This is a genomic window from Ensifer sp. ENS07, assembly GCF_014852185.1.
Lineage (GTDB): Bacteria > Pseudomonadota > Alphaproteobacteria > Rhizobiales > Rhizobiaceae > Ensifer > Ensifer adhaerens.
Map to the genome: position 1 here is coordinate 179288 of NZ_JACVBE010000006.1, position 26806 is coordinate 206093.

At 60.2% G+C, this 26806-nt stretch carries 22 protein-coding genes and 2 pseudogenes; 19 read left to right on the plus strand and 5 right to left on the minus strand.

Annotation, left to right across the window (positions count from 1 at the left end; genetic code table 11):
* Positions 1 to 3: 3 nt before the first annotated feature.
* Entirely contained in the window at positions 4 to 720 is a 717-nt protein-coding gene (locus IB277_RS20165) for a transcriptional regulator NanR (RefSeq protein WP_192371468.1), read from the minus strand.
* A gap of 145 nt (positions 721 to 865) precedes the next feature.
* Here IB277_RS20165 and oiaX point away from each other — a divergent pair, with 145 nt between their 5' ends.
* Both oiaX and IB277_RS20175 read left to right on the plus strand, forming a co-directional pair.
* On the plus strand, positions 866 to 2122 hold the full coding sequence (gene oiaX / locus IB277_RS20170; RefSeq protein ID WP_192371469.1) for a 3-oxo-isoapionate-4-phosphate decarboxylase OiaX: 1257 nt from the start codon (positions 866 to 868) through the stop codon (positions 2120 to 2122).
* A gap of 2 nt (positions 2123 to 2124) precedes the next feature.
* Positions 2125 to 3426, plus strand: a complete 1302-nt coding sequence (locus IB277_RS20175; protein ID WP_192371470.1) for a four-carbon acid sugar kinase family protein — start codon at positions 2125 to 2127, stop codon at positions 3424 to 3426.
* Between the two features lie 14 nt (positions 3427 to 3440).
* Here the strand turns inward: IB277_RS20175 and IB277_RS20180 are convergent.
* Positions 3441 to 3640, minus strand: a pseudogene (locus IB277_RS20180) (type II toxin-antitoxin system VapB family antitoxin).
* Positions 3641 to 4516: 876 nt separating this feature from the next.
* Between IB277_RS20180 and IB277_RS20185 the strand changes: the two are divergent.
* Positions 4517 to 4781: pseudogene (locus tag IB277_RS20185) on the plus strand (LysR substrate-binding domain-containing protein); the annotation flags it as partial.
* Between the two features lie 72 nt (positions 4782 to 4853).
* Here the strand turns inward: IB277_RS20185 and IB277_RS20190 are convergent.
* Complete coding sequence (locus IB277_RS20190) at positions 4854 to 5750, minus strand: SMP-30/gluconolactonase/LRE family protein (RefSeq protein ID WP_192371471.1); 897 nt, start codon at positions 5748 to 5750, stop codon at positions 4854 to 4856.
* Positions 5751 to 5860: 110 nt separating this feature from the next.
* Here IB277_RS20190 and IB277_RS20195 point away from each other — a divergent pair, with 110 nt between their 5' ends.
* The 9 genes from IB277_RS20195 (at position 5861) to IB277_RS20235 (ending at position 14900) form a co-directional block, all read left to right on the plus strand.
* On the plus strand, positions 5861 to 6583 hold the full coding sequence (locus IB277_RS20195; protein ID WP_060583080.1) for a FadR/GntR family transcriptional regulator: 723 nt from the start codon (positions 5861 to 5863) through the stop codon (positions 6581 to 6583).
* Positions 6584 to 6594: 11 nt separating this feature from the next.
* Positions 6595 to 7797: a mandelate racemase/muconate lactonizing enzyme family protein gene (locus IB277_RS20200; protein ID WP_060608592.1), complete on the plus strand. Its 1203-nt coding sequence runs from the start codon at positions 6595 to 6597 to the stop codon at positions 7795 to 7797.
* A gap of 43 nt (positions 7798 to 7840) precedes the next feature.
* Positions 7841 to 8821 carry a sugar ABC transporter substrate-binding protein gene (locus IB277_RS20205; protein WP_090297638.1) on the plus strand — a complete coding sequence of 327 codons (981 nt, stop codon included), beginning with the start codon at positions 7841 to 7843 and terminating at the stop codon, positions 8819 to 8821.
* A gap of 148 nt (positions 8822 to 8969) precedes the next feature.
* Positions 8970 to 9947 carry an ABC transporter permease gene (locus IB277_RS20210; protein ID WP_060583077.1) on the plus strand — a complete coding sequence of 326 codons (978 nt, stop codon included), beginning with the start codon at positions 8970 to 8972 and terminating at the stop codon, positions 9945 to 9947.
* 3 nt (positions 9948 to 9950) lie between these two features.
* The gene (locus IB277_RS20215; RefSeq protein ID WP_060520100.1) at positions 9951 to 10682 is read left to right on the plus strand and encodes an ATP-binding cassette domain-containing protein; all 732 of its coding nucleotides are present in this window, start codon (positions 9951 to 9953) and stop codon (positions 10680 to 10682) included.
* Positions 10683 to 10693: 11 nt separating this feature from the next.
* Positions 10694 to 11431 (plus strand): SDR family oxidoreductase, encoded by a 738-nt coding sequence (locus tag IB277_RS20220; protein WP_192371472.1) that lies wholly within the window; start codon positions 10694 to 10696, stop codon positions 11429 to 11431.
* Positions 11432 to 12331, plus strand: a complete 900-nt coding sequence (locus tag IB277_RS20225; RefSeq protein ID WP_192371473.1) for an aldose 1-epimerase — start codon at positions 11432 to 11434, stop codon at positions 12329 to 12331.
* On the plus strand, positions 12318 to 13454 hold the full coding sequence (locus IB277_RS20230; RefSeq protein WP_192371474.1) for a fumarylacetoacetate hydrolase family protein: 1137 nt from the start codon (positions 12318 to 12320) through the stop codon (positions 13452 to 13454). Before IB277_RS20225 ends, IB277_RS20230 begins: the two co-directional genes overlap by 14 nt.
* Positions 13455 to 13466: 12 nt before the next feature.
* Positions 13467 to 14900, plus strand: coding sequence for an aldehyde dehydrogenase family protein (locus tag IB277_RS20235; RefSeq protein WP_192371475.1), 1434 nt, complete (start codon positions 13467 to 13469; stop codon positions 14898 to 14900).
* A gap of 227 nt (positions 14901 to 15127) precedes the next feature.
* Here IB277_RS20235 and IB277_RS20240 read toward each other — a convergent pair whose 3' ends face one another.
* Both IB277_RS20240 and IB277_RS20245 read right to left on the minus strand, forming a co-directional pair.
* Entirely contained in the window at positions 15128 to 15967 is an 840-nt protein-coding gene (locus IB277_RS20240) for an alkaline phosphatase family protein (RefSeq protein ID WP_192371476.1), read from the minus strand.
* Between the two features lie 64 nt (positions 15968 to 16031).
* The gene (locus IB277_RS20245; protein ID WP_192371477.1) at positions 16032 to 17615 is read right to left on the minus strand and encodes an ABC transporter substrate-binding protein; all 1584 of its coding nucleotides are present in this window, start codon (positions 17613 to 17615) and stop codon (positions 16032 to 16034) included.
* Positions 17616 to 17819: 204 nt separating this feature from the next.
* Here IB277_RS20245 and IB277_RS20250 point away from each other — a divergent pair, with 204 nt between their 5' ends.
* The 7 genes from IB277_RS20250 to IB277_RS38815 all read left to right on the plus strand — a co-directional run bounded on the left by IB277_RS20250 (position 17820) and on the right by IB277_RS38815 (position 26757).
* Positions 17820 to 19295: a PLP-dependent aminotransferase family protein gene (locus tag IB277_RS20250; protein ID WP_256436332.1), complete on the plus strand. Its 1476-nt coding sequence runs from the start codon at positions 17820 to 17822 to the stop codon at positions 19293 to 19295.
* A gap of 73 nt (positions 19296 to 19368) precedes the next feature.
* Positions 19369 to 19623, plus strand: a complete 255-nt coding sequence (locus IB277_RS20255) for a hypothetical protein (RefSeq protein WP_113294839.1) — start codon at positions 19369 to 19371, stop codon at positions 19621 to 19623.
* Between the two features lie 1165 nt (positions 19624 to 20788).
* Positions 20789 to 21784 carry an MsnO8 family LLM class oxidoreductase gene (locus IB277_RS20260; protein ID WP_192371479.1) on the plus strand — a complete coding sequence of 332 codons (996 nt, stop codon included), beginning with the start codon at positions 20789 to 20791 and terminating at the stop codon, positions 21782 to 21784.
* 21 nt (positions 21785 to 21805) lie between these two features.
* Positions 21806 to 23155 carry an LLM class flavin-dependent oxidoreductase gene (locus IB277_RS20265; RefSeq protein WP_192371480.1) on the plus strand — a complete coding sequence of 450 codons (1350 nt, stop codon included), beginning with the start codon at positions 21806 to 21808 and terminating at the stop codon, positions 23153 to 23155.
* Positions 23156 to 23177: 22 nt separating this feature from the next.
* Positions 23178 to 24365, plus strand: coding sequence for a M20 aminoacylase family protein (locus IB277_RS20270; protein WP_192371481.1), 1188 nt, complete (start codon positions 23178 to 23180; stop codon positions 24363 to 24365).
* A gap of 10 nt (positions 24366 to 24375) precedes the next feature.
* Positions 24376 to 24939, plus strand: coding sequence for a GNAT family N-acetyltransferase (locus IB277_RS20275; RefSeq protein WP_192371482.1), 564 nt, complete (start codon positions 24376 to 24378; stop codon positions 24937 to 24939).
* Positions 24940 to 24981: 42 nt separating this feature from the next.
* Positions 24982 to 26757 carry an amino acid ABC transporter permease/ATP-binding protein gene (locus tag IB277_RS38815; RefSeq protein ID WP_077965898.1) on the plus strand — a complete coding sequence of 592 codons (1776 nt, stop codon included), beginning with the start codon at positions 24982 to 24984 and terminating at the stop codon, positions 26755 to 26757.
* Positions 26758 to 26806: the final 49 nt, after the last annotated feature.

The window sequence follows — 26806 nt, forward strand, 5'->3', positions numbered from 1 at the left end:
GCACTACTTCTGGCTCTTGAGGGCGTAAAGCGCACGGGAGCGTTCCAGGTGCTTGACCATGGCCTGCTCGGCGAAATCCGCGTCCCGGCTTTCGATGGCGCGAATGATTTCCTCATGCTCCGAGAGCGTAAAGTTCTCGCGGCCCGTCCAGATGAGCATTTCGGTATGATAGGATTTCAGCCATCCCAGCATAGCGCCGCTGACCGCGACGAAGATCGGGTTGCCGGAAATTCCGGCGATGCATTGGTGAAATTCCATATCCGCGTCGATGAAGTCGTCCGCATCGCCGAGGCTCTGTTTCTGTTTGTCGAGCAGGGCGCGCAGCTCGTCAATTTGTGCCGGGGTTGCCTTGGCCGCCGCCTCGCGCACCATGCCGCGCTCGAAGAAGATGCGCGCACTCTTCAGGTGCTCCAGCGTATCCGACGATCCCGACAACATCAGCTTTGCCGGCAGGTCGACCTGCCTGATGATGGATTCTGCCGTGATGCGCAGGACTTTGGCGCGCTCTCCTTGCGAGATTTCGACGAGGCCTTTGCCCGCAAGCGCCTGCATTGCCTCGCGTATGGCCGGACGGCCGACTCCGTAGCGTTCCATGAGTTCGCGTTCGGAAGGCATCTCGTCGCCGGCCTTCAGCTCACCGGTTTCGATCATCTGCTTCAGCCGCGCGAAAACTTCATCGGAGAGTTTCTTGCGGACGATCGGTTCGGAAATGGCGTTCATGAGTCACCTGGTTTGGACAGGTTTGAATATGCATCAAGTTCCATCGTCGCAATAGCCTTGCCGCAGATGGCTTGCAATAACATAAATACTCATTATACCAGTTGTTGCGCCTAAACAAGTGCTGCGACGCGGAAGGAATGATGACGTGATCCGCCTGACTTATCGGATAGAGACGCCTGGCTCGGTGGAAGCCATGGCAACAAAGATTGCCAGCGATCAGTCAACGGGCACCTTCGTTGACCTGCCTGGCGAGACCGAGGAACTCAAGGCACGGGTTGCCGCACGCGTCGTTGCGATCCGTCCTCTGCCGTCGTCCGACCATGCTTCCTTTCCCGATGAGGCTGATGGCAACACGCATTTCAATCGTGCCGATGTCGATATCGATTTTCCGATGGACGCGGTCGGTACCGATCTCGCCGCCCTGATGACCATTGCAATCGGCGGCGTCTTTTCGATCAAGGGCATGACCGGCATCCGCATCGTCGACATGAAGCTGCCGCAGGAATTTGCTGCCGCGCATCCGGGTCCGCAGTTCGGCGTGCCGGGCAGCTTCGCGCTCACCAGGGTGAAGGGCCGGCCGATCATCGGAACGATTGTCAAACCGGCATTGGGCTTGCGGCCGCACGAGACCGCCGAGATGGTTGGAGATCTCATCAAGGCTGGCGTTGACTTCGTCAAGGATGACGAAAAGCTGATGAGTCCGGCCTATTCGCCGCTGAAGGAACGGGTGGCGGCAATCATGCCGCTGATCCTTGATCACGAGCAGAAGACCGGCAAGAAGGTCATGTACGCGTTCGGCATCAGCCATGCCGACCCGGACGAGATGATGCGCAATCACGACATCGTTCTGGAAGCCGGCGGCAACTGCGCCGTCATCAATATCAATTCGATCGGCTTTGGCGGCCTTGCCTTCCTGCGCAAGCGCTCCGGCCTCGTCTTGCATGCCCATCGCAACGGCTGGGACATTCTCACCCGACATGCCGGCCTCGGCTTCGAGTTTTCCGTCTGGCAGCAATTCTGGCGCCTGCTTGGGGTCGACCAGTTTCAGATCAACGGTATTCGCGTGAAGTATTGGGAGCCGGATGAAAGCTTCGTGCGTTCATATAGGGCTGTCAGCACGCCCCTGTTTTCTGAAAAGGATGTGGCGCTCCCGGTAATCGGGTCTGGCCAGTGGGGCGGACAGGCGCCGGATACGATCAAGGCCACGGGCGGCTCCACCAATCTGCTCTATCTTTGCGGCGGCGGCATCGTCAGTCATCCCGGAGGTCCGGGCGCGGGGGTGAAGGCGGTCCGGCAGGCCTGGGAAGCTGCGGTCGCCGGCGTGCCGCTCGAAACCTATGCCAAGGATCACCCGGAGCTGGCCCAGTCGATCGAGAAGTTTGCAGACGGTAAGGGGGCCTGATCATGTCCCGCCCTTTGATCAGCTATTACGGCGACGACTTCACCGGTTCGACCGACGTCATGGAGGCGCTTGCCTCGAACGGTGTCGATACGGTCCTCTTTCTGAAGGTGCCAGACAATGAGCTTTTGTCGCGCTTTGACGGTGCACGCGCCTTCGGCCTTGCTGGCACAAGCCGCAGCGAAACGCCCGAATGGATGGACGAGCATCTGAGCGCGGCCTTCGCATGGCTGAAGTCGCTTGACGCCGAACTCTGCCATTACAAGGTCTGCTCGACCTTCGATTCCGCCCCGCATGTCGGCAACATCGGCCGAGCGATCGAGGTTGGGCGCAAGGTCTTCGGTAACGAGATCGTACCGCTTGTCGTCGGCGCGCCGCAGATCCGCCGCTATACTGCGTTCGGCGAACTTTTCGCCGCCTACCAGGGCCGCAACTACCGGATCGATCGGCATCCGGTGATGTGCCGCCATCCGGTCACGCCGATGGACGAGGCCAATCTCCTGCTGCATCTGGCAAGGCAGACGACGCTTTCATCGGCGCTGGTCGATCTGGTCTCGCTTCGCGGCGAGTTCCAGCCCGTGGAAGCCGACGTGCTCCTTCTCGATGTCCTCGACGACCAAACGCAGGTCGCTGCGGGTGCTCTGCTCTGGGATGAGCTTCGCCGGCAAAGCCGCTTCGTCTGCGGCTCCTCCGGCGTCGAATATGCGCTGATCCCTTCCTGGCGCCGACTGGGTCTCATCGACGACAAGCGCGCCTTCGCTCCGGCCGGCCCGGTCGACCGCATCGCCGTTGTCTCGGGCAGTGTTTCTCCGACGACCGAGCGACAGGTTCGCCATGCGATGGCCAATGGTTTCGGCGGCATTACGCTCGACCCGCTGGCTCTCTGCGGTGACAACCGCGCATCGGCCGTCGCGACGGCTGTAGAAGCCGGTCTGAAGGTGCTTGAGGGCGGCCGAAGCGTGGTTCTCTACACGGCGCTTGGTCCATCTGCCGACTGCGGTGGTGAGCTCGATGCATCCACTGGCGCGCGCCACCGGCTTGGCCGAGCACTCGGTCAAATCCAATCCGAACTGGTCGAGTGCGCCGGTCTCTCCCGTGCGGTAGTTGCCGGAGGCGATACCTCCAGTCATGCGCTCGGTGAAATGGGCATTTCCGCCCTGACACTGAGAATGCCGTTGCCGCAAACGCCCGGTTCGCCGCTGTGCATCGCTCATGGCGGCCCGGCGGATGGCCTCGAAATCGCACTAAAGGGCGGCCAGGTGGGGGGCGATGATTATTTTTCGATGATCCGGTCGGGTGAGGCGTAATTGCTGCTTTTGAATCACTTGGTCGCTGCGCTCCGGCGGCGTGGGGCTGCCTCCGCATCCGGCATTGTTCCCCCGAGCGCGATAAGGCGTTTTCCCGACTCAACACGAACAAGCGTCTCCAACGCCTGGCGGACCAGAGCGGCGGTTTCTTTCGTGCCGGTTAGGGACCTAGTCTCTCCATGAGGGTATCGTCGAGGTTGATAGTCGATCGCATTGCTTGGTTCCTAGTTCTCGTGCTTACAAATGGCACCATTTGGTGACGAAATCGCCTGGTCTCCACTCTGATACGTGCGTTGAAGGATGTGCAAGCCGGCAAAATGGGCATGTTTGTCCCGTCGTGGGCACCGCCAAGCGAAAGCGATTGCGCGGCCGAGCACTCAAAAACTGCAAGGAGCCGGGGGTTCGTATCCTCGTCCAGGGCCTCAAAAAGCAACGCGATCTGCGACCGAATCCGCTTGGTGTGCATATGTAACGGGCGCGCCCGAGATATTTCATGGTACGCGTGCCTACTCGCGCCGCGGCAATTAGAGCCTCTTCGTTCACGCGCAGCTGCGTCTCTCCCCGCACGTCGTCAAACTCGCTCGCATAGGCACTCGAACAGAGCATTGGTGCCATTGGACTTTCGTTGACGACCATAAGCGAACTCCAACCGGACAGTAGCAGGACATTCATCACTGAAGTTGGCAGCACTAGGCGCTTAACACTCAAAACGTCGGTGCGGCTCGCGATGGCGCATGCGGCTTTTGTTCGCATAGCTGGCCTCGAATCTCCCAAGCCCGTCGGCGTGTGTGAGGTACGGTTAACCGGAACCGACACCAAGGTTTGGTCTCTCTTTGAAAAACAGGGAAGAAAACCACACGCTCCCAGCGGTTCTTTCCACCGTAATGTAGACACGGTTCGACTCCACTAGCAATCCGGTGAACCTGACTTGTATGAGAAGACGACTGTACTTAGTCTGGACAATCGACTTTCGATCTTCTGGCACGTGTCTGCGGTTATAGGGTTCGCTGCAAGCGCGTACTTTAGGTCCGTCGGGCGACTGCGCCGAGCGCCGCACGACAAACCGATCAGCTGTCAAGGCCGAAGGATGAAGTTCGAGACCCACGCGCTCACCGGTAACATCGCTACAGCTGGCGACACCTTCTCGCTGCTGCGGCTCGTTTCCGCCGGTCTCGGTATCGGCTTTGCGCCAGAATGGAGGAAGGACCTGCCGAACCGCAACTTCAAGCTCAGGCCCGTGCGTAGTGTCGATCTGAAGACCGGGCTTGGCGTTGCCTGGAATAAGTCGGACCCAACGGCGTCGCGAGACGACATTCATCGACATTGCCCGATCACTAGCGCGACCGGGCAGGTGAGGTGCAGGGGGCTCATTGGCGATAGAGATCGGTAGAGTGAGGCGGCGTTAAGTTCAATGAAGGTGTTCCGTCTCATCGCCCGAAACGACTTGTTGGCAAACCGTGGGCGCCCGGCTGCAGCGCGAAGACCGCACCTTCATGTTGGTTGCGGGCAAGATAGTCGTCGCTCATCGTGAAGCGCGCCGACGTGACGAATAGAGTTTCGAACTGCGAACCGCCAAACGCGCAACTGGTCGGCCATGAACACGGTAGGTCGACAACGCGATCTATCCTACCATCGGGTGCAAATCGGACCACACATCCGCCCCCGGCGACGCGGCAATTCCAAATGAAGCCTTCAGTATCCACACAGGAGCCGTCCGGCAGACCTCGCTCAAAACCAGAAAGTATCGTTTGCCTGTCGTTCAACACCATGGCGTGGGCGTCGAGAGAATAGCTGTAGATCGCGTTGTCTTCGGTATCCGCCGTGATGAGCCGACCATCGTCGGTCCAGATCAGCGTATTGGTGATACCAAACCGATTCTCGGAAACCGGCCGTAATTTTCCTCGCGCGTAGCGGTAGAGCCTTCCGGTCTTTGCCGACATCGCGATCGGTGTGCCATCGGCAGCGATGTTGTCTTGCATCGTGCCTACCCAGAAGGCCCCATCCGGTGCAACGACGCCTTCATTCAACCGGTTGCCCGGCACTTCGGGCTCGACTTCCGCCACGAGACGGAGCTCACCTCCAAACTCCCATAAGGCGATGGATTTCCGCAATCCGACGATAGCGCCGCCGTCGTCGCGAAGGCCAATTGATGTGACGAGGTCCTGGAACCTCCACTTTTCATGATTGCCGGTGCTCGGGCAGAGCCGGTGGATCGATTTTCCGACGATGTCGACCCAGCAAAGCTTGTGCGTTCGATCATCCCAGACCGCACTCTCGCCAACGATGTTTTCCGCCGCGAATGCCACGTCAACTTCGATTTTCATAAGCCCTCCGAGCTGTTCTCAAGTTGGTTCTTGACACACAGCTTATCCATAAACTATGACTCAGTTCAATTCAACCTGTCCGACAGGTTTTATCAAACTGGGAGACGAAAATGAGTTTAACTCCGGTCGACGAAGAACAGTTTGCAGGAGGCAATCTCGTCAGCACCGCGATCGGCGCTATCACCCAGCACATTCGCGCGAACGAACTTGGTCCGGGCGATCGACTGCCGAGCGAGGCCACCTTGTCGAAGGAACTCAGCGTGTCCCGCTCGGTGGTGCGTGAAGCGTTCAGGTCGCTTGCGACGATGCGGCTGATTGATCTCAATGTCGGAAAGCGCGCGACGGTGGCCCAGCTCGACCACGGCGCAATGTCCTTAATGATCGAGCATGGCGTGCATACGGCCCAGATCAACATCAACCAGGTCTATGATGTACGCCGAACCATAGAAATGCGAACATCGACGCTGGCTGCGCTTCGTCGAAGCGACGCGGAAGCCCACACCATCCTTGCCCATGCAAGAGCGATGGAGACAAATTTCGCGGATGCGGACAAGGTTATGGAGAGTGATCTCGCCTTTCACCTGGAGATCGCTCGCGCCTCCAAGAACCCGATCTTCACGATCATTGTCGGCGCATTCCAGGGGGTCTCCCGCCAGACCTGGCCGATCGGGTGGCGCAGCCGCGCGTCCGACGCCGACCGGCACGCCATGAACCAGATACATATCGACTTGGCCGGGGCAATCCTGGCTGGCGACCCGCAAGCCGCCAGCCAGCTCATGGCCCGCCATTTCGACGAAAGCGCAAAAGCACTGCTCGCGGCTGGAATCGCATAGGGGAAAACCTGATGAAAATTACGAGACTTGAGACGGTCCGCATCGCGGAACGGCCGAACCTGCTTTGGCTGCTGGTCCATACCGACGAAGGGTTGACGGGGCTCGGAGAAACCTTCTTCGGCGCAGAAACCGTTGAGACCTACATCCACGAGTACGTCGCCCCTCGTGTCATCGGGCGAAACCCGCTGCAGATCGATCTTCTCGCATCTGATCTGGTCGGATATCTCGGGTTTCGCTCGTCCGGCGCCGAGGTGCGTGGAAATTCGGCATTCGACATTGCGCTCTGGGATATCTTCGGAAAGGCGACGGGTCAGCCGATCGCACAGTTGCTCGGCGGCTTTAGCCGCAATGAAATCCGCACCTACAACACCTGTGCGGGCACGGAGTACATCAAGAAGGCAACCGGTCAGACGACCGCAAACTACGATCTGTCGTCCGCCGGCGCACGCAACTACGACGACCTCAACGGCTTCCTGCATCGCGCCGACGAACTGGCACTTTCCCTCTTGGAAGAGGGCATTACGGCGATGAAGATCTGGCCGTTTGATATCGCGGCGGAAAAGTCGCGTGGTCAGTATATTTCGATGCCCGACCTGAAATCGGCGCTGGTGCCATTCCAGAAGATCCGCGACGCTGTTGGCGATCGCATGGACATCATGGTCGAGTTCCACTCGATGTGGCAGCTCTTGCCGGCAATGCAGATTGCCAAGGCGCTCGCACCGTACCAGACGTTCTGGCACGAGGATCCCATCAAGATGGACAGCCTCTCCAGCCTCAAGCGTTATGCAGCCGTCTCGCCTGCACCGATCTCTGCATCGGAAACATTGGGTTCGAGGTGGGCTTTCCGAGACCTCCTGGAGACCGACGCCGCTGGCGTGGTCATGCTGGATATCAGCTGGTGTGGCGGCTTGTCGGAGGCGCGCAAGATCGCGGCGATGGCGGAGGCGTGGCACCTTCCGGTGGCCCCCCACGACTGTACAGGTCCCGTCGTTCTTTGCGCATCGACGCATCTGTCACTGAACGCGCCTAACGCGCTGGTCCAGGAGAGCGTGCGGGCCTTCTACAAGACCTGGTATCGCGACCTCGTTACCGCGCTTCCGGAAGTTCGAAACGGGATGATCACGGTTCCGCCGGGGGCCGGTCTCGGCATGGAGCTTAATCCCGACCTCGAAAAGGCATTTACGGTGTCCCGTCGAACTTCGAGCGGGGACTAAGACCGGGTTCTTTCGCAATTCTGCAGCTTAAGGAGGAGCAAGCATGCGAACAGTATTGATTGGGAGTGCATTGGGGTTGGCGCTTTTTGGTTCGACCGCGCTTGGCGCGTCGGCGGAACCGTTGAAGATCGTCTTCACGCATCATTCGTCGGCTTCAAACACATTCTGGCAAGCGGTCAAAAAGGGTTACGATGACGCCTGCGAGAAGATCGGCGCAAGTTGCCAGATGGTGTTTACCCAGACAGAGGGCTCGGTTGAGCAGCAACTCTCGAATATGGAAGCTGCGTTGGCGAGCAAACCTGACGCCCTTCTGACCTCCATCGTCGATGACAAGGCCTTTGATGACGTCATCGCTCGGGCCACCAAGGACGGCGTGGAGGTCATCGGCGTCAACGTCGACGACAGCGAGGGGGCGAAAGGAAACGCGCGGGTTGCTTTCGTCGGACAGGGTTTCCGGCGCGCCGGATACTCCCTTGGGAAGGCCATGTCCGAGAATTTTCCGAAGGAGGGACCGATCAAAGTGTTGGTCGGAATTTCCGCGCCCGGCCAGAACTGGTCGGAGGCACGCGGGCAGGGCGTCATGGATTTCCTTACGGAATTCAAGGCCGCGAACCCCGGTCGAGAAGTGTCCTGGGAACGGATCGACAGTGGCACGGACCTTGCCGTCACATCAGATCGTGTCGGCGCCTATCTCAATGCGCACCCCGACACCACCGCCTATTTCGATACCGGATTCTGGCATGCCGCGGTGGCAAGAGTTCTGAAGGATCGTGGGGTCGCGCCAGGTCAGGTGCTTCTGGGTGGCTTCGATCTGGTGCCCGAAGTCGTCCAACAAATGCAGACGGGCTATGTTCAGGTCCAGGTCGATCAGCAGCCATACATGCAAGGCTTCATGCCTGTAATGCAGGTCTATCTTGCCAAGAATTTTGGCCTCGCCCCGGCTGACGTCGATACGGGGCAGGGGATCGTCCGACCGGCTGATGCCGACAACATCATGGACCTTTCAGCACAGGGCCTGCGGTAGACGCGTTTCTGCGAAAATCGGAGGTTTTTCGCAGAAAGAGCCTGTTGATGGAAGCATGTGCTTTGCGCGTCGAACACGGCGCGCAAAGCAATGAATTTGGCCGGCAGGCCCGCGAAATGCGCTGCCCTGCCGCACGGGAGTGCATGCGATGAAAAGAATGTTGAAAATCTACATGGAGAAGCCGGAACTCGCGGCGCTCCTTCTCCTCTTGCTGCTCGTAGTTCTCTTCCAGATCCGGTCGGGAGGCGTCTTCTTGAGCTTTGAAAACCTGCGAGGCTTCTTTGGGATCCTCCCGGAGATGGCACTGGTTGCGATCGGTGTCACTGTTTTGATGATTTGCGGAGAATTCGATCTTTCTGTCGGCGCCGTTTTCGCGCTGATGCCGATGACGATGGCTGTCTTGTTGGCCAGTGGGATCTCGTTCCCGATGGCACTAGTTGCGGGCCTTCTCGTTTGTGTGGCGATCGGACTGCTGAACGGCTATTTGACCATCCGTTTTGCGATCCCAAGCTTTATTACCACGCTTGGCATGATGTTTGTGGCCAGATCGCTCACGGTCGTCATCTCGGGGGGCTTTCCGCCGCTCTTGCCGGCCGATCTTCCCACGTGGCTCTTCACCAGTTTTGTTGGACCGGGCCAATTGTTTCGTATGTCGTTCATCTGGTTCCTGGTCATTGCCGTTCTGGTGTCGCTGCTCCTTAGCCGTACGAACTTTGGAAACTGGATCAGAGCGACAGGTGGCTTTCTGCCGGCGGCCGACGCCCTCGGCATTCCGACAGCACGCGTCAAGATCGCTTGCTTCATTCTTTGCTCGGTACTGAGTGGTTTGGCCGGGCTGATTCAGGTGCTTCGCCTCGGGTCGCCGCTGCCTTCGATCGGCGAGGGTATGGAACTCCAAGCGGTTGCTGCGGCTGTCATTGGTGGTACCGCGCTCAATGGTGGTGTTGGGGCCGTCTTCGGCGGCATCATTGGCGTCATTCTCATTCGCGTGATCGACAACGGTCTCATCCTCAGTCAGGTCGACGCCAATTGGTTCAAATTTGCGATCGGCTCGCTGACGATCTTCGCGGTCGTCGCCAACTCCTGGCTTCGCAAGCGGGCAAAATCGATCAAGGTGGAGGTCTGAGCCATGAACGGTCCTATCGTATCCGTCCGGAACCTGCACAAATGGTACTCAGGCGTTCATGCTCTGAGAGGCGTCTCAGTCGAATTCGCACGCAATGAGGCCGTTGGACTGATCGGCGACAACGGCGCCGGCAAGTCCACACTCATCAACATCCTTTCCGGCGTCCAGAAACAGGACGAGGGCAGTATCTTCGTCGAGGGAAAAGAGGCTGCGATATCGAGCCCGCGCGACTCCATGCGGCTCGGGATCGAGACCATCTATCAGTACAACTCCATGGTCCCGACGATGTCTATCGCGCGCAACCTGTTTATTGGTCGTGAGCCGGTGAAATATTCGCTCTTCGGCCTCGGGGTTCTGGATTTGCGCAAGATGCGCGAGGAAAGCGTCCAGGCCATCGCAGACGTCGATCTTCATCTGCGCTCACCTGACGCCTTGGTCGGTGAACTCTCAGGCGGGCAACGCCAGGGGGTGGCGATCGCCCGTGCCATGCATTTCAAGTCGAAGGTGATGATCCTCGACGAACCGACGAACCACTTGTCGGTCAAGGAAACAAACAAGGTCATCGGTTTCGTTCGTTCGTTGAAGGAACAGAATGTTACCGGCATCTTCATCAGTCATAACATGCATCACGTCTTCGAATCCTGTGACCGGGTGGTCGCCATGGCGCGTGGGCAGATTGTGCTCGACAAGCGTGTCAGCGAGACGTCGATCGACGAAGTCCAGTCCGTACTTTGAGGGGAACGCAGATGAAACCACTTCAGGGAAAAGTGGCGCTTGTCACGGGCGGCCTTGGCACACTCGGTCGAGCGCAGGCCCGTAAACTCACAGCGGAAGGCGCCACTGTCATCGTACTCGACCGTCCTGGCCTCCAGGTAGATCTGACGGAAAGTCTCGGCGAAAACGCGCGCTTTCTCGGATGCGATCTGAACGACCTCGCGCGAACCGAGGATCTCATCCGGTTGGAGGCCGAAGCCTCAGGCGGCATCGACATTCTGATCAACAATGCCGCCCTCATAATCAATAAGCCGTTCCAGGAGTTCAGTTTGGCGGAGTACGAGGACCAGATCCGCGTCAACTCGTCGGCTGCGTTTGCAGCTGTCCGAGCCTGTGCCGACCTGATGAAACGCAAAGGACGCGGCAAAATCCTCAACTTTGCCTCCATTACGCTCAATGGCCAATGGGACGGCTATGTGCCCTATGTCGCATCGAAGGGCGCAATGATCGGGCTGACGAAATCGTTGGCCCGCGAACTTGGACCATTCGGGATCAACGTCAACGCGATTTCGCCCGGAGCGGTGGTTTCTGAAGCAGAGAACCGCGTATTTGCCGATCGGCTGCAGGAATACAACGACTGGGTTCTCGAGCGGCAATGCCTGAAATCACGTGTTAAGCCCGAGGACGTCGCGGAACTCGTTTACTTCCTCGTCTCATCCGCCTCGGACATGATCACTGGACAGAATTTTGCCATCGACGGCGGTTGGTAGATGGTTGTCGAGTGGATCCATGTCGAAAACAGCAAGGTTCGCTTGCAGCTGATCCCGGCGCTTGGCGGCGGGATCGGACGCCTTGATGTGAGGCATCCATCAGCCGAGTGGATTCCGGTGCTCAGGCCGTGGAATGGCCGAGTGGAAGATGGTCCCTTTGAACTGGGCTGTAATGTGCTTGTTCCATTCTCCAACCGCATCTCACACGGCGGCTTCGAACATGGCGGCGCTTTTCATCCCATTCCACCTAACCTTGCCGGCCAGCCATTCCCTATACACGGGGACGGCTTTCAGCGGTGCTGGCGATTGCTTGCCCGCAACGGCGAGACCGTCGAACTGGAATGCGATGGGGCGATCGGCCCATTTCGCTATCGGGCAAGGCAGGTCTTCACTCTTTGGCCCGAAAAACTCGACATAAAGCTCACGGTTCACAACATGTCGGGACAACCACTCCCCTTTGGCATCGGATTCCACCCGTGGTTTCCGCGAAATGTGGGGACTCGACTGCAATTTAGCGCCGCGGAGGTCTGGCTGGAGGACAGAGAACACTTGCCGACAGGTCGCCGAAAGCTCTGCGAAGTTCCAGACTGGAATTTCGGCGACGGGCGGGCGTTGCCCGACCAGTGGATCAACAACGCTTTCGGCGGGTGGGCTGGAGAGGCGGTCATCATGCAAGGAGACGGCGCGGCCTCCGTCAGGATTTCGGCCTCCGATAATCTCGGCTATGCGCTGCTTTATACGCCGAACGCAGATGCGGACTTCTTTTGCTTTGAACCGGTTTCCCACCCGGTGGACGCACATAACCTCGCGGGCCGGCCAGGCCTGAGGATACTTGAAGATGGCCAGGAGTTGACTGGTTCGATGACTTTGGAATGGGAAGAGGCATATGGAACTCGATAAGAATGGCACGTTCGTTGGTCGTGTGTGGCTGTCGGAAGAAAAGGGGCCCATCCTGGTGACAGTCCGGGCCGGTGTGGTGTTCGACATCACCACAAAAGAAGCGCCAACAATGCGCGATCTCTTAGAGATGGATGATCCTGTCGAGTTCGTGCGGGCACGACAGGGAAGGGCGATTTGCGCCCTGACCGAGGTCCTCTCAGTGGCACCGAGGGCCTCCGAGGCGCCCCGGCTACTCGCACCATGTGACCTTCAGGCCATTAAAGCCTGCGGCGTGACATTCGCACGCTCGATGCTTGAACGGGTAATCGAGGAGCGTGCCGCAGGAAACCCAGACCTCGCCTCCAAGATCCGTGAACGCGTGACGGTGCTTGTCGGCGACAGCCTGCGCGACCTCAAGGCCGGCTCGCCGGAGGCGGCCAAGGTCAAGGAGGCCTTGATCGAGGAGGGCGTCTGGTCGCAATACCTCGAAGTCGGAATCGGTCCCGACGCCGAAGTCTTCACCAAAGGGCAGGTCATGTCGGCGGTTGGGTATGGAGACGAGGTAGGGCTGCACCCGATATCGAGATGGAACAACCCGGAGCCGGAGATCGTGCTGACTGTGGACAGCGAAGGCCGGGTGAAAGGAGCGACACTCGGCAACGATGTGAACTTGCGCGACGTTGAAGGCCGTTCGGCGCTTTTGCTTGGTAAAGCCAAGGACAACAATGCCTCCTGCGCGTTAGGGCCGTTCATTCGGCTGTTCGACGAGACCTACACGATCGACGACGTGCGCCATGCCGACCTCGATCTGCGGATCGAGGGCGAGGATGGCTATGTGCTGAAGGGCAGGAGCTCGATGAAGGAGATCAGTCGCGATCCACTCGATCTGGTATCGCAGACCATCGGCACCCATCACCAGTATCCCGATGGTTTCATGTTGTTCATGGGCACGCTGTTTGCGCCCGTCGACGATCGTGACGTCCCGGGTCAGGGCTTTACGCACAAGCTCGGGGATGTCGTGACAATCTCAAACGCCCAGCTGGGATCTCTTTTCAACACGGTGCGATTGTCAACCGAGTGCAGTCCCTGGACCTTTGGCACATCGCACCTGATGCGCAATCTCGCGGCGCGTCAGCTGATCTGAATGGAACCGACGATGGCATTGCACCAGAACCTGATTGCCGGCGAATGGGTCGGCGGTGACGGGGTCGCCAACATCAACCCGTCCGATACCAACGACGTGGTCGGCGAATACGCCCGCGCGTCGGCGGACGATGCGCGCGCAGCGATCGCTGCCGCCAAGGCGGCGTTTCCGGCCTGGTCGCGCTCCGGTATTCTCGAGCGCCACGCGATCCTGAGGAAGACCGCCGACGAGATCCTTGCGCGCAAGGACGAACTCGGGAAGCTCTTGTCGCGTGAGGAAGGCAAGACCTTGGCCGAAGGCATCGGCGAGACGGTGCGCGCCGGCCAGATCTTCGACTTCTTCGCCGGCGAGTGCCTGCGGTTGGCGGGCGAGGTGCTGCCGTCGGCAAGACCCAATATCGGCGTCGAGATCACCCGCGAGCCGGTCGGTGTCGTCGGCATCATCACGCCCTGGAACTTCCCGATCGCCATTCCCGCCTGGAAGATCGCGCCGGCGCTTTGCTACGGCAACACCGTCGTCTTCAAGCCGGCCGAACTGGTGCCCGGCAGTTCCTGGGCGATCGTCGACATTCTTCACCGCGCCGGTCTGCCGAAGGGCGTCTTGAACCTCGTGATGGGCAAGGGCTCGGTCGTCGGCCAGGCGATGCTCGACAGCCCCGACATTCACGCCATCACCTTCACCGGCTCGACCGGCACGGGCAAACGCGTGGCGCTCGCCTCCGTCGAACACAATCGCAAATACCAGCTGGAGATGGGCGGCAAGAACCCCTTCGTCGTGCTCGATGACGCCGACCTCAATGTTGCAGTGGAAGCCGCGGTCAACTCCGCCTTCTTCTCGACCGGCCAGCGTTGCACGGCGTCTTCGCGGCTCATCGTCACCGAGGGCATTCACGATCGCTTCGTGGCCGCCATGGGCGAACGGATGAAGGGGCTTGTGATCGACGACGCCTTGAAGGCCGGCACCCAGATCGGTCCGGTGGTCGATGAGAGCCAGCTCAACCAGGACACCGACTATATCGCCATCGGCCGACAGGAAGGCGCCAAGCTTGCCTTCGGCGGCGAGCTTCTGAAGCGCGACACGCCCGGCTTCTACCTGCAGCCGGCGCTGTTTACCGAAGCGACGAACGCCATGCGCATCAGCCGGGAAGAGATCTTCGGGCCGGTCGCATCCGTCATCCGCGTCAAGGACTACGATGAGGCGCTCACGGTCGCCAACGACACGCCCTTCGGTCTCTCCTCGGGCATTGCCACCACCAGCCTCAAGCACGCGACCCATTTCAAGCGCAATGCCGAAGCCGGCATGGTGATGGTCAACCTGCCGACGGCGGGCGTCGATTTCCACGTGCCCTTCGGCGGGCGCAAGGGCTCGTCCCACGGCTCACGCGAGCAGGGGCGCTACGCCGCCGAGTTCTACACCACCGTCAAGACGGCCTACACGCTCGCTTAGCTGACTGGTCCTTGCTGCCATAAAGCAAGTCGACGCTCTTGACGTCTGAGGTTAGAGAAGGCGGACGTCGCGGGGGATGAGATTGCAGGCCGCCATCGGGGAAAGCCGATGAGTATTGAGAGCGCGATCATAAATTTCGCGGTCCCGGTTCGCGGCCCTGAAGCCCGAACCACGATCAAATGTCGGCAACAGAGTTCTGACGTCTCTCGATCATCATTTTATTCGCATTAAGTTAGAAACGACTGGAATTTCATGCCCTCCGGCTGCGGTACACCAAGACGCGATAGCACTGTCGGAGCGAGTTGCAGCTGGTTAAGGAGCGTGTCAGTCGATGGACCTTCACCGCCGCCGAACCAATAAAATGCGAAGTCCTGCATTTCTTCGTCGGCTCCGCCGTGGTGTCCCCGGCTTGTCTGCCCGTGGTCGGCCGTTACGATGATCTCGTAGCCATTCTTGCGCCAACGGGGCAGGAATGCCGCAAGCTGCGCGTCAATTGTGAAGCAGGCGTGGTCCATCTGTGAACAATCGTGGCCGTAGCGATGCCCCATACTGTCAAGCGTGCAGGTGTGCAGGATGCCGTAGTCAATCGTGTAGCGCTCGGTCAGCATGGTCAGGGTCGCGAAGAGGTCGAGGTCGCTGGGCGTCATCTGGTTCTGATGATTGTAGCCCGCCATGGTATGGAAACGGCCATGATGAATGGGGCCTTCCGCATCGTCATATTCGATGTCGCGCACCATGTCGAAGGGCGCGCGCTGAAAGAAGATCGACCAGAAGGAATGGGTTACGGCGCCCGTCTTGCCGCCGGCCTTGGTCACTTCGGAAAAAATGTCCGGCTGCTCGACGCGAAACAGCGTTTCATTCGAAAGAACGCCATGTATCTGCGGCGGCACACCGGTATGGATCGACGCGTAGCAGGAGGCGGATGTCGATGGCAGAACCGAGCGCATCTTCCACACGCGCGCGTCGCCGGCCTCGACCCAGCCTTCCAGATTGCCCATCAGCCGGCGCGCGTCACGCCAGGGCTGGCCGTCAAGAATGATCAGCAGAAGTTTGTTGCGTAGCCGCATCTCGTGTCCTTGGCATGATGTGACGCGCCGCCGCCAGGGCGACGCGCTTGATCCTTGTGTTCGATCAGGCGCTGAGCCAGCAGCGAAGCGGCGCGTCGCCGTTCATGAGTTCGCCGGCGGGATTGTCCACCCAGCCCTGGATGTTCTGGCCGACGCCGTCGATGAAGTCGTTGAACATCGGCGCGATCAGGCCGCCTTCGTCGCGCATCATTTCCGACATGTCGCGATACATCGCCCGCCGCTTTGCCTCGTCCAGTTCCGCACGTGCGGCGACGACCAGCTTATCGAAGGCCTCGTTCTTGAACCGGGTGTCGTTCCAGTCCGCCGACGAGATGTAGCCCGTGGAATACATCTGATCCTGGGTGGGCCGGCCACCCCAGTAAGACGTCGCAAAGGGCTGAACATTCCAGACATTCGACCAGTAACCGTCACCAGGCTCGCGTTTGACCTCGATATCGATACCGGCCTTCCTGGCACTTTGCTGATAGAGGACGGCAGCATCAACCGCACCCGGAAACGCCACCTCCGACGTGCGCAGTACGATGCCGCCGCCATGTCCGGACTTCTTGAAGTGAAAGGCGGCCTTGTCCGGGTCGTAGGTCCGCTGCTCGATCTCCTCGTAAAGCGGATAGGCCTTGTTGATCGGTGCATCATTGCCGACCGAACCGTAGCCATGCAGGATGCGCGCAATCATCGCCTCGCGGTCCATCGCGAATTTGAGGGCGAGGCGCAGGTCGTTGTTGTTGAAGGGGACCGTGTCGCAGAACATGTTGAAAGGATAAAAGCCGCGGCCCGACACGTTCCGGATCGTCACCCGTGGCATGTTCTTGAGCAGCCCGACGGTTTTCGGCTCAATCCGGTTGATCATATGCACCTGGCCGCTCTGAAGGGCGGCGATGCGCGCCGTTGCGTCATTGATGACAACAACCTCGATCTGCTCGGCAAAGCCGATCGTTTCGCTGGCCCAATAGCCTTCAAAACGGGTCGCGTTGTAGCGCACGCCCGGTTCTCGGTCGGCCAGTTTGTAAGGGCCTGTGCCGATTGCCGCCTCGGGATTGTCCTTGCCGCCATTGGGCTGAATCACCAGATGATAGTCAGTCATCAGGAAGGGCATGTCGGCATTGGCTTCCTTCAAGGTGATGACGACAGCGTGACCGTCCGTCTTGACGGTATCGAGGCCCTTGAGGACGCCGAGCGCTCCCGACTTGGCGCTCGCATCCGAATGCCGCGCGATGGTCGCGACAACGTCGTCGGGCGTCAGCGTCTTGCCGTTTTGGAACTGCACGCCTTTGCGGATCTTGAACGTCCAGGTTTTGGCGTCCGACGAGGCGCTCCATTCTTCGGCAAGAACGGGAATTGGCGAACCGTCGGGCGCGAGCCAGACGAGGGTCTCGCCCCACAGATGATTGATCATCGCCGCGACCTGGTTGGTCGCAAGGCCGGGGTCGAGGCTGTCGGTCGATGCGCCGCCCTGCATGCCGATCTTGATCGTTCCGCCGCGCACCGGCCCTTCGGCCCTCACGGCTGTCGACAGCAAGGATCCCGCCGCAGCGAGGCTGACGCCGAACACGGCGCTGCGCCCGAGAAAGTCGCGGCGCGACATCCGGCCCTTCGCAACGAGGCCGGAGAGATAGTTGAGTTCATCCATCGATAGTCCCCCGATACGGCCGAAGTGGCCTGGCCCGCGTTCATACGGCGGTGCCTTTGCTTGATCCGGATGGACATTAATCGGCAAGAGTGCTGTATACATGTCCAGAAATGGCAAAAATGACCAGTCCACTTGTCGTGGCTGGGACACACAGGATGGAGGCGCAACATCGCCCGCACGATCGACGGATCCAGCCTGGATGGTTTGATACTGGACGCCGACAGTGCACGACCCCTGTACCTCCAGCTCTATGACGGCATGCGGGAGATGATCTTGTCGGGCACGCTTCCTGGCGGGATGCGCATCCCTTCATCACGCGTCCTGTCGGAAAGTCTCGGCATTTCCCGCTTCACGGTGGTGACCGCGCTCGACCAGCTTGTTGCGGAAGGCTATCTCAAATCTACGCGCGGCAGCGGCACCTATGTGGAGACGGTTCCTCGACGCCAATTGGGCAAGCCCGGCACATCCAGCGAAAGCGGTGTAGCGACGCCTGATCGGTTCGAAAAACTGCTTTCGAGGCGCGGCCAGGCGCTGACATGGCGCACGTCCCTGACGCTAAACGACGGGTCGCAACTTCTGCATATGGCGACCCCTGATCATCGGCTGTTTCCAGTGCAAATCTGGTCTCAGTTGACGAAGGAGGTCTATGCGCAGGGCGATTTCCGGATTGTCAACTATCGCGAGATCATGCGTCCATCCCTGCTCGAAGAACAGATTGCCCGACACATCGCCGTTAGCCGCGGCATCCGATGCGAGCCGGAGGAAGTGGTGACCACCCTCGGGGCGCATCATGCCGTTACGCTTTTGGCCGAGTTGCTGCTCGACCCCGGCGACACTGTTGCTTTCGAGGAGCCTGGGATGGCGGCAATCCGGTCGATCTTCCAGTCATCCGGTTGCAAGATCGAGCCAATGCATGTCGATGCGTCGGGGCCGGACCCGCATACGGTCGCCAGCCGCGACGTCAAGCTCGCCTTCGTCACGGCCGCCAAACAGCAGCCGATGACGGTTGCGATGCCGATGAAGCGGAAGCTGGAATTGCTGCATTGGGCGGCCGACCGCGAGACGCTGATCATCGAGGACGATCTGGGCAGCGAGTTTCGCTATCGGGGCGGTCCGATTCCACCGCTGAAAGCGCTCGATCAGGCCGGCCAGGTCATCTATATCGGCGCCTTCAGCATGACGCTGCTGCAATCCCTGCGCGTCGGTTACATGATCATGCCGAGGGCGCTAGCGGAAAGATGCCGCCGGCTGATTCAGGTTCGCTACCGGGCATTGCCGCAGTTCACCGAACAGATCGTTGGACGCTTTATCGAGGACGGTCATTACGTGCGTCATCTTCACCGGATGCGCCGGATCTACGCCAAGCGCCAGAACCGACTTCTGCAAATCCTGCGTTCCGATTTTGCCGACATCTTCGAGCCGCCCGAGTTCGCATCGGGGTTCTACAATCTCTGCTATTTCAGGGATCAGGCAGTGGACGAGGATGCGGTGCTAGTCCGTTGCAGGCACGCCAATCTCGGCATCGAACAACTGTCTTACTACTACGCAAACCGGATATCGCCGCGAAAGGCACTTCTTGTCGGTTTCGCAGCATCGACTGAGGAAGAAATCGCATTTGCTACGAAACTGCTGAGGCGCTGTTTGGACGCGCGCGCTGACCTTTCCGCGGCAATGCCCTGAGACAGCATCGCGAGTCCGTGTTTCCGCACGAAAGAGCGGTTTCAATGCGGAGCTGTTCGAATGCTCCTGTTCTGTGCTCCGAGATGGTGCAACGGGCGGAACCCGGCCCCGGCAACGATGGTTCGGCATAGGCTCCTCCGCGACCCTTAATGAGGAGCCGATCCGCACCAGCGAAAAGACCGCGCTCGGCGAGGCGATCCTCTACACCTCGGCCCTTGAGCAGTTCGACCGCGCGCGCCATGAGCGCTTCGACGCCTTGACTGCCAAGATGGCTGCAAACGCCGACCTCCATCGGGCCGCCGTGGAGATCCTTAGCCGGCTAGGATGAAATCCAGGCGAACGGGCCGCTTATCAACCCTGATTTGGAAGCCCTTGAACACAAGAGACAAAGCTATATAGAAGGCGCTCCAGGTATTGAAGGAGATTTGAAATCAAGAAGTTGGTTCAATTCGCTATTGTCATTTCCGTGGCGGTAGTGGTGATGTTTGGTGGGCGCTGGTACATGTATGTCGCGTTTGGCGAAAGCCCTTATGACGAAGTAGGGATCGCGCTGAACGGCTATATGCCGCAACCCTTGCGGAGCTGGGGCTGCCATAAAATACAGTCGAGGTTCGAAGGAAAACTTCCGCCCTACGGGTGCAGTGGACCTGATGGACGCAGCTGGCTCTGACTGAAAGTTTGGGCCCAAGGTTCCCGCGGTGCGGCTCGATCGTGGTCGCGCCGCTTCGACTAACGCACGCAGCCGATCGGCATCACGCCCGCTACGGCCACCACCAAGATTGCCGAGCCGAAACCTGTGCGAACTGGCGGCACTGCTCGGTCGACGACGTCGGTACAACCGATCCTGCCGTGAACAAGTAGGCCACGGCCTGAACACGAGCGTACAGAAAGCTGTCTGCCGCCGCGCGGGGCGCACCGGATCACTTGCTGAACAGCTACGAAGCTGACCCGTCGCCGCTGCGATGCTTGGCTTGGCAAATCGGCTGCTGCACACCCAAAAACAAGCAGACATGCGACGCGGCGGAGAAGTAGAAGGCCATTTCGCCCGGCCGTCGGTTCTGGGGCCGCGGATCGACCTAACCGATCCCGAAAAAGGCTCGTACTGTTGGTCGTTTCGATCCGATTCTTGTGCAGAAGTAAAAGGACTTCACGTTAATAAACGTAACTGCATTTTTGTTAATTAACGTGCTCGCCTAATTAACAATGAGCACGGGGAAGTTGGTTCGAACCCCTAGCGCGCAGCAGCGCCTGCAGGGTCAACGCCGATCCTCTTCGGCATGATCCCGTCAATCGTCGTGGCATGACGACAGATGCTATGGTTCGATAGCGCCTAGCAGAGGCGGCTTCCAGCACAGCGAAAACTCCATCCTGTTGCGTGATGAGAGCAACAGCTTTTCCCGTTTCGGGCAGCCAAAGAGAACGTCATTCCTATAATCTATAAAAATTATGTATTTAATGTATTGATGTCATCAACCGTGGTGGAACTGCAAACCATGCCCTATCTGCTCAGCCTTCTCGACAAGAGTCCGGTCGATCCTGGTGGCACGCCGACACAGGCGCTGCATGCGACGGCCAACCTTGCTGCCAAGGCTGAAGAATGGGGCTACCACCGCTTCTGGGTCGCCGAGCACCACAACATCGCCGGTCTCGCGAGTTCCGCACCGGAAATCTTGATCGCTCATCTCCTCGCCAGGACGTCGAAGATCCGTATCGGTTCCGGCGGCGTCATGCTGCAGCACTATAGTGCCTACAAGGTCGCCGAGACCTTCAACCTGCTTGCCAGTCTCGCACCGTCCCGGGTCGATCTCGGTGTCGGCAAGGCACCCGGTGGTTTTCCGTTCTCGACCAGAGCGTTGCAGGTTGGCGTTGATCCGGCTTTGCGGCCGAGCTTTCCCGAGCAACTAGCCGACCTCAACCGCTATTTGCTGGCAGAAGGTAGCGAAGCTCCGGAGCTGTTGGCGACGCCGCTGCCGCCGGTCGCGCCGGACCGTTTCTTGCTGGGAGCAAGCGTCGACAGCGCATTGCTCGCGGCCGAAAAGGGCTGGAAGCTCGTCTTTGCCGGTCACCTCAACGGTGATCCGGAAAACCTGCAGAGAACCTTCGACGCTTATGAGCGCGCAACGAACGGCGATCGGCCGCTTCTTGCTCTTGCAGCTTTCGCTGCCGAAAGCGAACAGCGGGCGCGCGAGCGCGTCGCAGACCTGAAAATCTTCAAGGTGCTGCTTGCAAATGGCCAGAGCGTCAATGTCGGCAGCGAGGAGCAAGCTGCCGAATTCGCCCGCCAGGCCGGCATCGCCGACTACCGCGTCGAGGAGAAGACGCCGAGCGTGCTCACCGGTACTGCGCGCCAGGTTCGCCAGGAACTCGATGATCTCCACCGACGCTACGGCATCAAGGAATTCGTCATCGACACCCCCGCTGTCAGCGCCAGCGAGCGCTTCGCCTCGATCGAACTCATCGCGCGCGAACGGGTTTCGCTCGCCGCCTGAATTTTCCCTGAAGGATCTGCCATGACCAAGAAGAACGTGACTTTCGGTATCATGCTGCAAGGGCCGGGCGGGCACATGAACGCCTGGAAGCATCCAAGCGGCCCGGCGGACGCAAGCGTCAACTTCGACTTCTTCGTCGAAACGGCGCGAAAGGCAGAGGCCGCCGGCATCGCCTTTGCCTTCGTTGCCGATGGCCTCTACATCAACGAGCAGTCGATCCCGCATTTCCTTAACCGCTTCGAGCCGCTGACCATCCTGTCGGCGCTCGCCGCTTCGACGTCTAAGATCGGCCTGGTCGGCACGGTTTCGACCTCCTACAGCGACCCGTTCACCATCGCCCGCCAGTTTGCCTCGCTCGACCTCATCAGCGGTGGCCGCGCCGGTTGGAATGCGGTGACATCGCCGCTCGAAGGCTCCGGCCGCAACTACGGACGCGAACATCCGCAACATGAGCTGCGCTACGAGATCGCCGACGAGTATCTCGATGCGATCAAGGGGCTGTGGGACAGTTGGGACGATGATGCCTTCGTGCGTGACCGGGCAACCGGCGTTTACGCCGACAAGACGAAGCTGCGTCGGCTCAACCACAACGGACGGTTCTTCCGGATCGAAGGGCCGCTCAACATCGAGCGCTCCAGGCAGGGACAGCCGGTGGTGTTTCAGGCAGGCGCCTCCGATTCCGGCGTCCGGCTTGCGGGTAAACATGCCGATGCCGTCTTCACCAATGGCGGCCCGATCGAGGACGCCAAGACATTCTACAAGCAGGTCAAGCAAAGTGCTGTGGCGCAGGGACGCAGTGCTGTCGAGATCGGCATCTTCCCGGGCATCGGCCCGATCGTCGGGGCTACGGCCGAGGAGGCGGAGGCGAAGTACCGCGCAATCCGCGATCTCGTGACGATCGAGGAGGCGTTGCTCTATCTCGGTCGCTTTTTCGATCAACACGACTTCAGCGCCTATCCGCTGGACGCGCCGTTTCCGGATATCGGGGATGTCGGCAAGAACAGTTTTCGGGCGACGACCGATCGCATCAAGAAGACGGCGCGCGAAACCGGAGCGACCCTGCGCGAGATCGCGCTCGATGTCGCAACGCCGAGAACTGCCTTCATCGGCACGGCCGAACATATCGCTAAGGAAATCATCCGCTGGATCGATGAGGATGCAGCCGACGGCTTCATCCTCGGCTTCCCGGTGATTGCCGAAGGTCTCGCCGATTTCGCCGCGCATGTGCTGCCGATCCTGGAACGTCGTGGCTATTTCAAGCCGAGGCTCGAAGGCGAAACACTGCGCGATCATCTGGGGCTCTCCTATCGCGAGAGCCGCTACGCCGCCCCGGCAGCGGATGTCGCGCGCGGAAGGGCCGTCGGGGCCTGACGGCGTCGGCGGAGACGGACCCATGAACCTCATCCTCACCGATACCCAGAGAGCTGCCGACGTCGAACGTGGCCTTGCCACCTTCATCGACGAGATCGTCGCGATAAGGCGCGACCTGCACCAGCACCCGGAACTCGCTTTCCAGGAAAAGCGCACCAGCAGCGTGGTCGGCGATCTACTCGCCTCCTGGGGGTATGAGGTCAGCCGCGGTATCGCCGGAACCGGTATCGTCGCCACGCTCCGGGGTGGACAAGGCGAGAAGGCGATCGGCCTGCGCGCGGACATGGACGCGCTGCCGATCGAGGAAGCGACCGGGCTAGCCTATGCCAGCCGCCACAAGGGGGTCATGCACGCCTGCGGCCATGATGGGCATACGGCGATCCTGCTCGCCGCTGCCCGGTTTCTCGCGACCGAGGGGCGTTTCGACGGCACGTTGAGGCTGATCTTCCAGCCGGCCGAGGAAATCGGTGCGGGCGCCCGCAAGATGCTGTCGGAGGGCCTGTTTGAACGCTTCCCCGTGGACGCGGTTTTCGGCCTGCACAACTGGCCGGGGGTGACGGCCGGCCGTTTCGGCTTCGTCGCCGGGCCGGCCATGGCCTCTGTCGATCAGGCAAACATTACCATCGTCGGCAAGGGGGGACATGGGGCCGAGCCGCATCTGACCGTCGATCCGGTGCTGGCGACGGCATCGCTGATCACTGCGTTGCAAAGCCTGGTGTCGCGCAATGTTGATCCGCAGGACATGGCCGTCGTCACGGTCGGCTCCATTCACGGTGGCCAGGCATCGAACGTCATTCCCGAGAGCGTTTCGCTGAAGCTCACCCTACGCGCCTTCAACGGCGATGTCCGGCGCCTGCTCGGGGAGCGTGTCCAGGCACTGGCGCGGGCACAGGCCGAGAGTTTCGGTGCAAAGGCTGAGGTCGACTACAAGCTGGGCTTTCCGGCGCTGGTCAACCACCCGGACGAAACGGCCTTCGCCCGCAACGTGGCGCTCCAGGCTCTTGGCCCCGAGGCGGTCGTCGCCGACTTCAGGCCGCGCACCGCCAGCGAAGACTTCGCATTCTTCCTGGAGGAGAAGGCCGGCAACTACGCCTTCGTCGGCAACGGCGACAGCGCGTCTCTCCACAGCGCTCAATACGACTTCAACGACGCGATCATCGCACCGGCGGCCCGCTACTGGGTTCGGCTGGTGGAAACCTTCCTCGCATGACGACCATGGGATGGCGAAAGACATGAGCGACACGTTTCTCTACACCACACCCCTCGATCCGCGCGCCAAGCCGCTGATCGACGAACTTATCTTTGAATATGACAGCCGCTACGGCACCTACTTCAGCGAAGAAGGGGCGGCCGCCGAGATGAATCGCTATCCGCCGGAAGATTTTGCGCCACCGTACGGCAACTTCGTGTTGTTGATCCGCGACGGGCAAGCGATCGGTGGCGGCGCCTTCAAGAACTACGACGACCGCACCGCCGAGTTCAAGCGCATCTGGACGCGGTCGGATTTGCGCCGCCAGGGCCTGGCGCGAAAGGTGCTGCTCGAGCTCGAAGCGCAGGCGGCGCGGCAAGGCTATTCACGCATCTATCTGACGACCGGATTTCGCCAGCCCGAAGCCGTCGGCCTCTACCTTGCAAACGGCTACACCGCGCTCTTTGACGTCAAGGCCGATCCCGAGGTCTACAAGACGCTGCCGTTCGAGAAGGACATCACGCATCTCCTCGTGTCGCTCGAGCTCATCGGCGACACGCCGCCGTCAAAGCCCCAAGCCGTGAACCACATCTAGCACCAACGGCCGCCTCAACAGATTTCAGGAGAGGAATCCATCATGGCAGTTCTGACCGATCTCGCCGGCGTACCCGGCACCAGGCGGAGCAGCGAGCCGAACCCCGGCTACGCCCACTACCGCATCGTGCCGGCGCGCCACCCGGGGCGTGCGCTCGGGACGCTCTTTGCGGCTCTCGTCATTGCTGGCGTGCTTTATTCGGTCTTGACCAATCCGCGCTGGGGATGGCCGGTCTTCGCGCAGTGGTTTTTTGCCGAACCGGTCCTGGCAGGCCTCGGCCGCACCCTGCTTCTGACGGCGCTTGCGACCGTTTCCGGCTCGCTGCTTGGAACGGCGCTGGCGCTCGCCCGCGTATCGCGGTCGCCGCTGCTGTCGGGTCTTTCCTTCGGCTACATCTGGCTTCTTCGTTCCATCCCGCTGATCGTGCTGCTGCTGGTGCTCAACAATCTCGGCTATCTCTACGAGACGATCAGCATCGGCGTGCCATTTACCGACGCCGTGTGGTTCAACTACCCGACGACGCAGCTTCTCACCCCCTTTGCCGCGGCTTTTCTGGGGCTGACCCTAAACCAGGCTGCCTTCTTCGCCGAGATCGTGCGCGGCGGCATACTGGCCGTCGACCAGGGACAGCATGAGGCGGCAGCAGCACTCGGCCTGCCTCGCCACCGCCAGGCCTTTCGCATCGTGCTCCCGCAGGCCATGCGCTCGATCCTGCCCACGGGCTTCAACGAGATCATCGGTCTGGCGAAGAGTACGTCGATGGTCTACGTCCTGGCGTTGCCCGAGCTCTTCTATACGGTCCAGGTCATCTACCGCCGCAATCTCGAAGTCATCCCGCTGCTGATGGTCGCGACCGTCTGGTACCTGGTTATCATGACCGGGCTTTCGATTGCCCAGCACTACATCGAGCGCTATTTTTCAAAGGGGGCTGTCCGCAATCCGGTGCCCCTGCCGTTCCAGGCGCTGATCGCACGTTTCCGCCGACCGTTGCCGGATGTCGCGCCCCAGACGACTGCGGTGGTCAAGACCGGCTTTCGCGACGCGCAGGCCTTCCGCTCCGGCGGTGCCGTGCATGTGCATGGCATCTCCAAGAGTTTCGGATCTCTCAAGGTTCTGGATGACGTCGAGCTGAACCTTAGGGCAGGCAGCGTCACCGCCATTCTCGGTCCCTCCGGTTCGGGCAAGTCCACGCTGCTTCGAACGATCAATCATCTCGAACGCGTCGACGACGGCTTCATCTCGATCGACGATGAACTCGTCGGCTACAACCAGAAGGGCGATACCCTCTACGAGCTCAAGGAAAAGGACATCCTGAAGCGTCGCGCCGATATCGGCATGGTGTTCCAGAATTTCAATCTTTTCCCACACTTGACCGTTCTCGAAAACCTGATTGAGGCGCCGCTCTACGTGCGCGGCCTTGGGCGAGACGAGGCGGTACGCATTGCCCAGGAACTGCTCGCTCGCATCGGCTTGAGCGACAAGATCAATGCCTATCCGCGACAGCTCTCGGGCGGGCAGCAACAGCGCGTCGCGATCGCCCGTGCCTTGGCCCTCAAACCGAAGGTGCTGCTCTTCGACGAGCCGACCTCCGCACTTGATCCGGAACTCGTCGGCGAAGTGCTGGATGTGATCAAGGAACTGTCGCGAACCGGCACGACGCTGGTGATTGTCACCCATGAAGTCGGCTTTGCCCGGGAGGTTGCCGACACCGTGGTCTTTATGGAGGCGGGCCGGGTGCTGGAAGCAGGTCCGCCGGCCGAGATCTTCACGCATGCGAAACATCAGCGCACCCGCGAGTTCCTAGCGCGCGTTCTCTAAAGGACCCTGGCTGCCTGTCCCATAGGCGAGGTGCGCCGAAATAATCAAC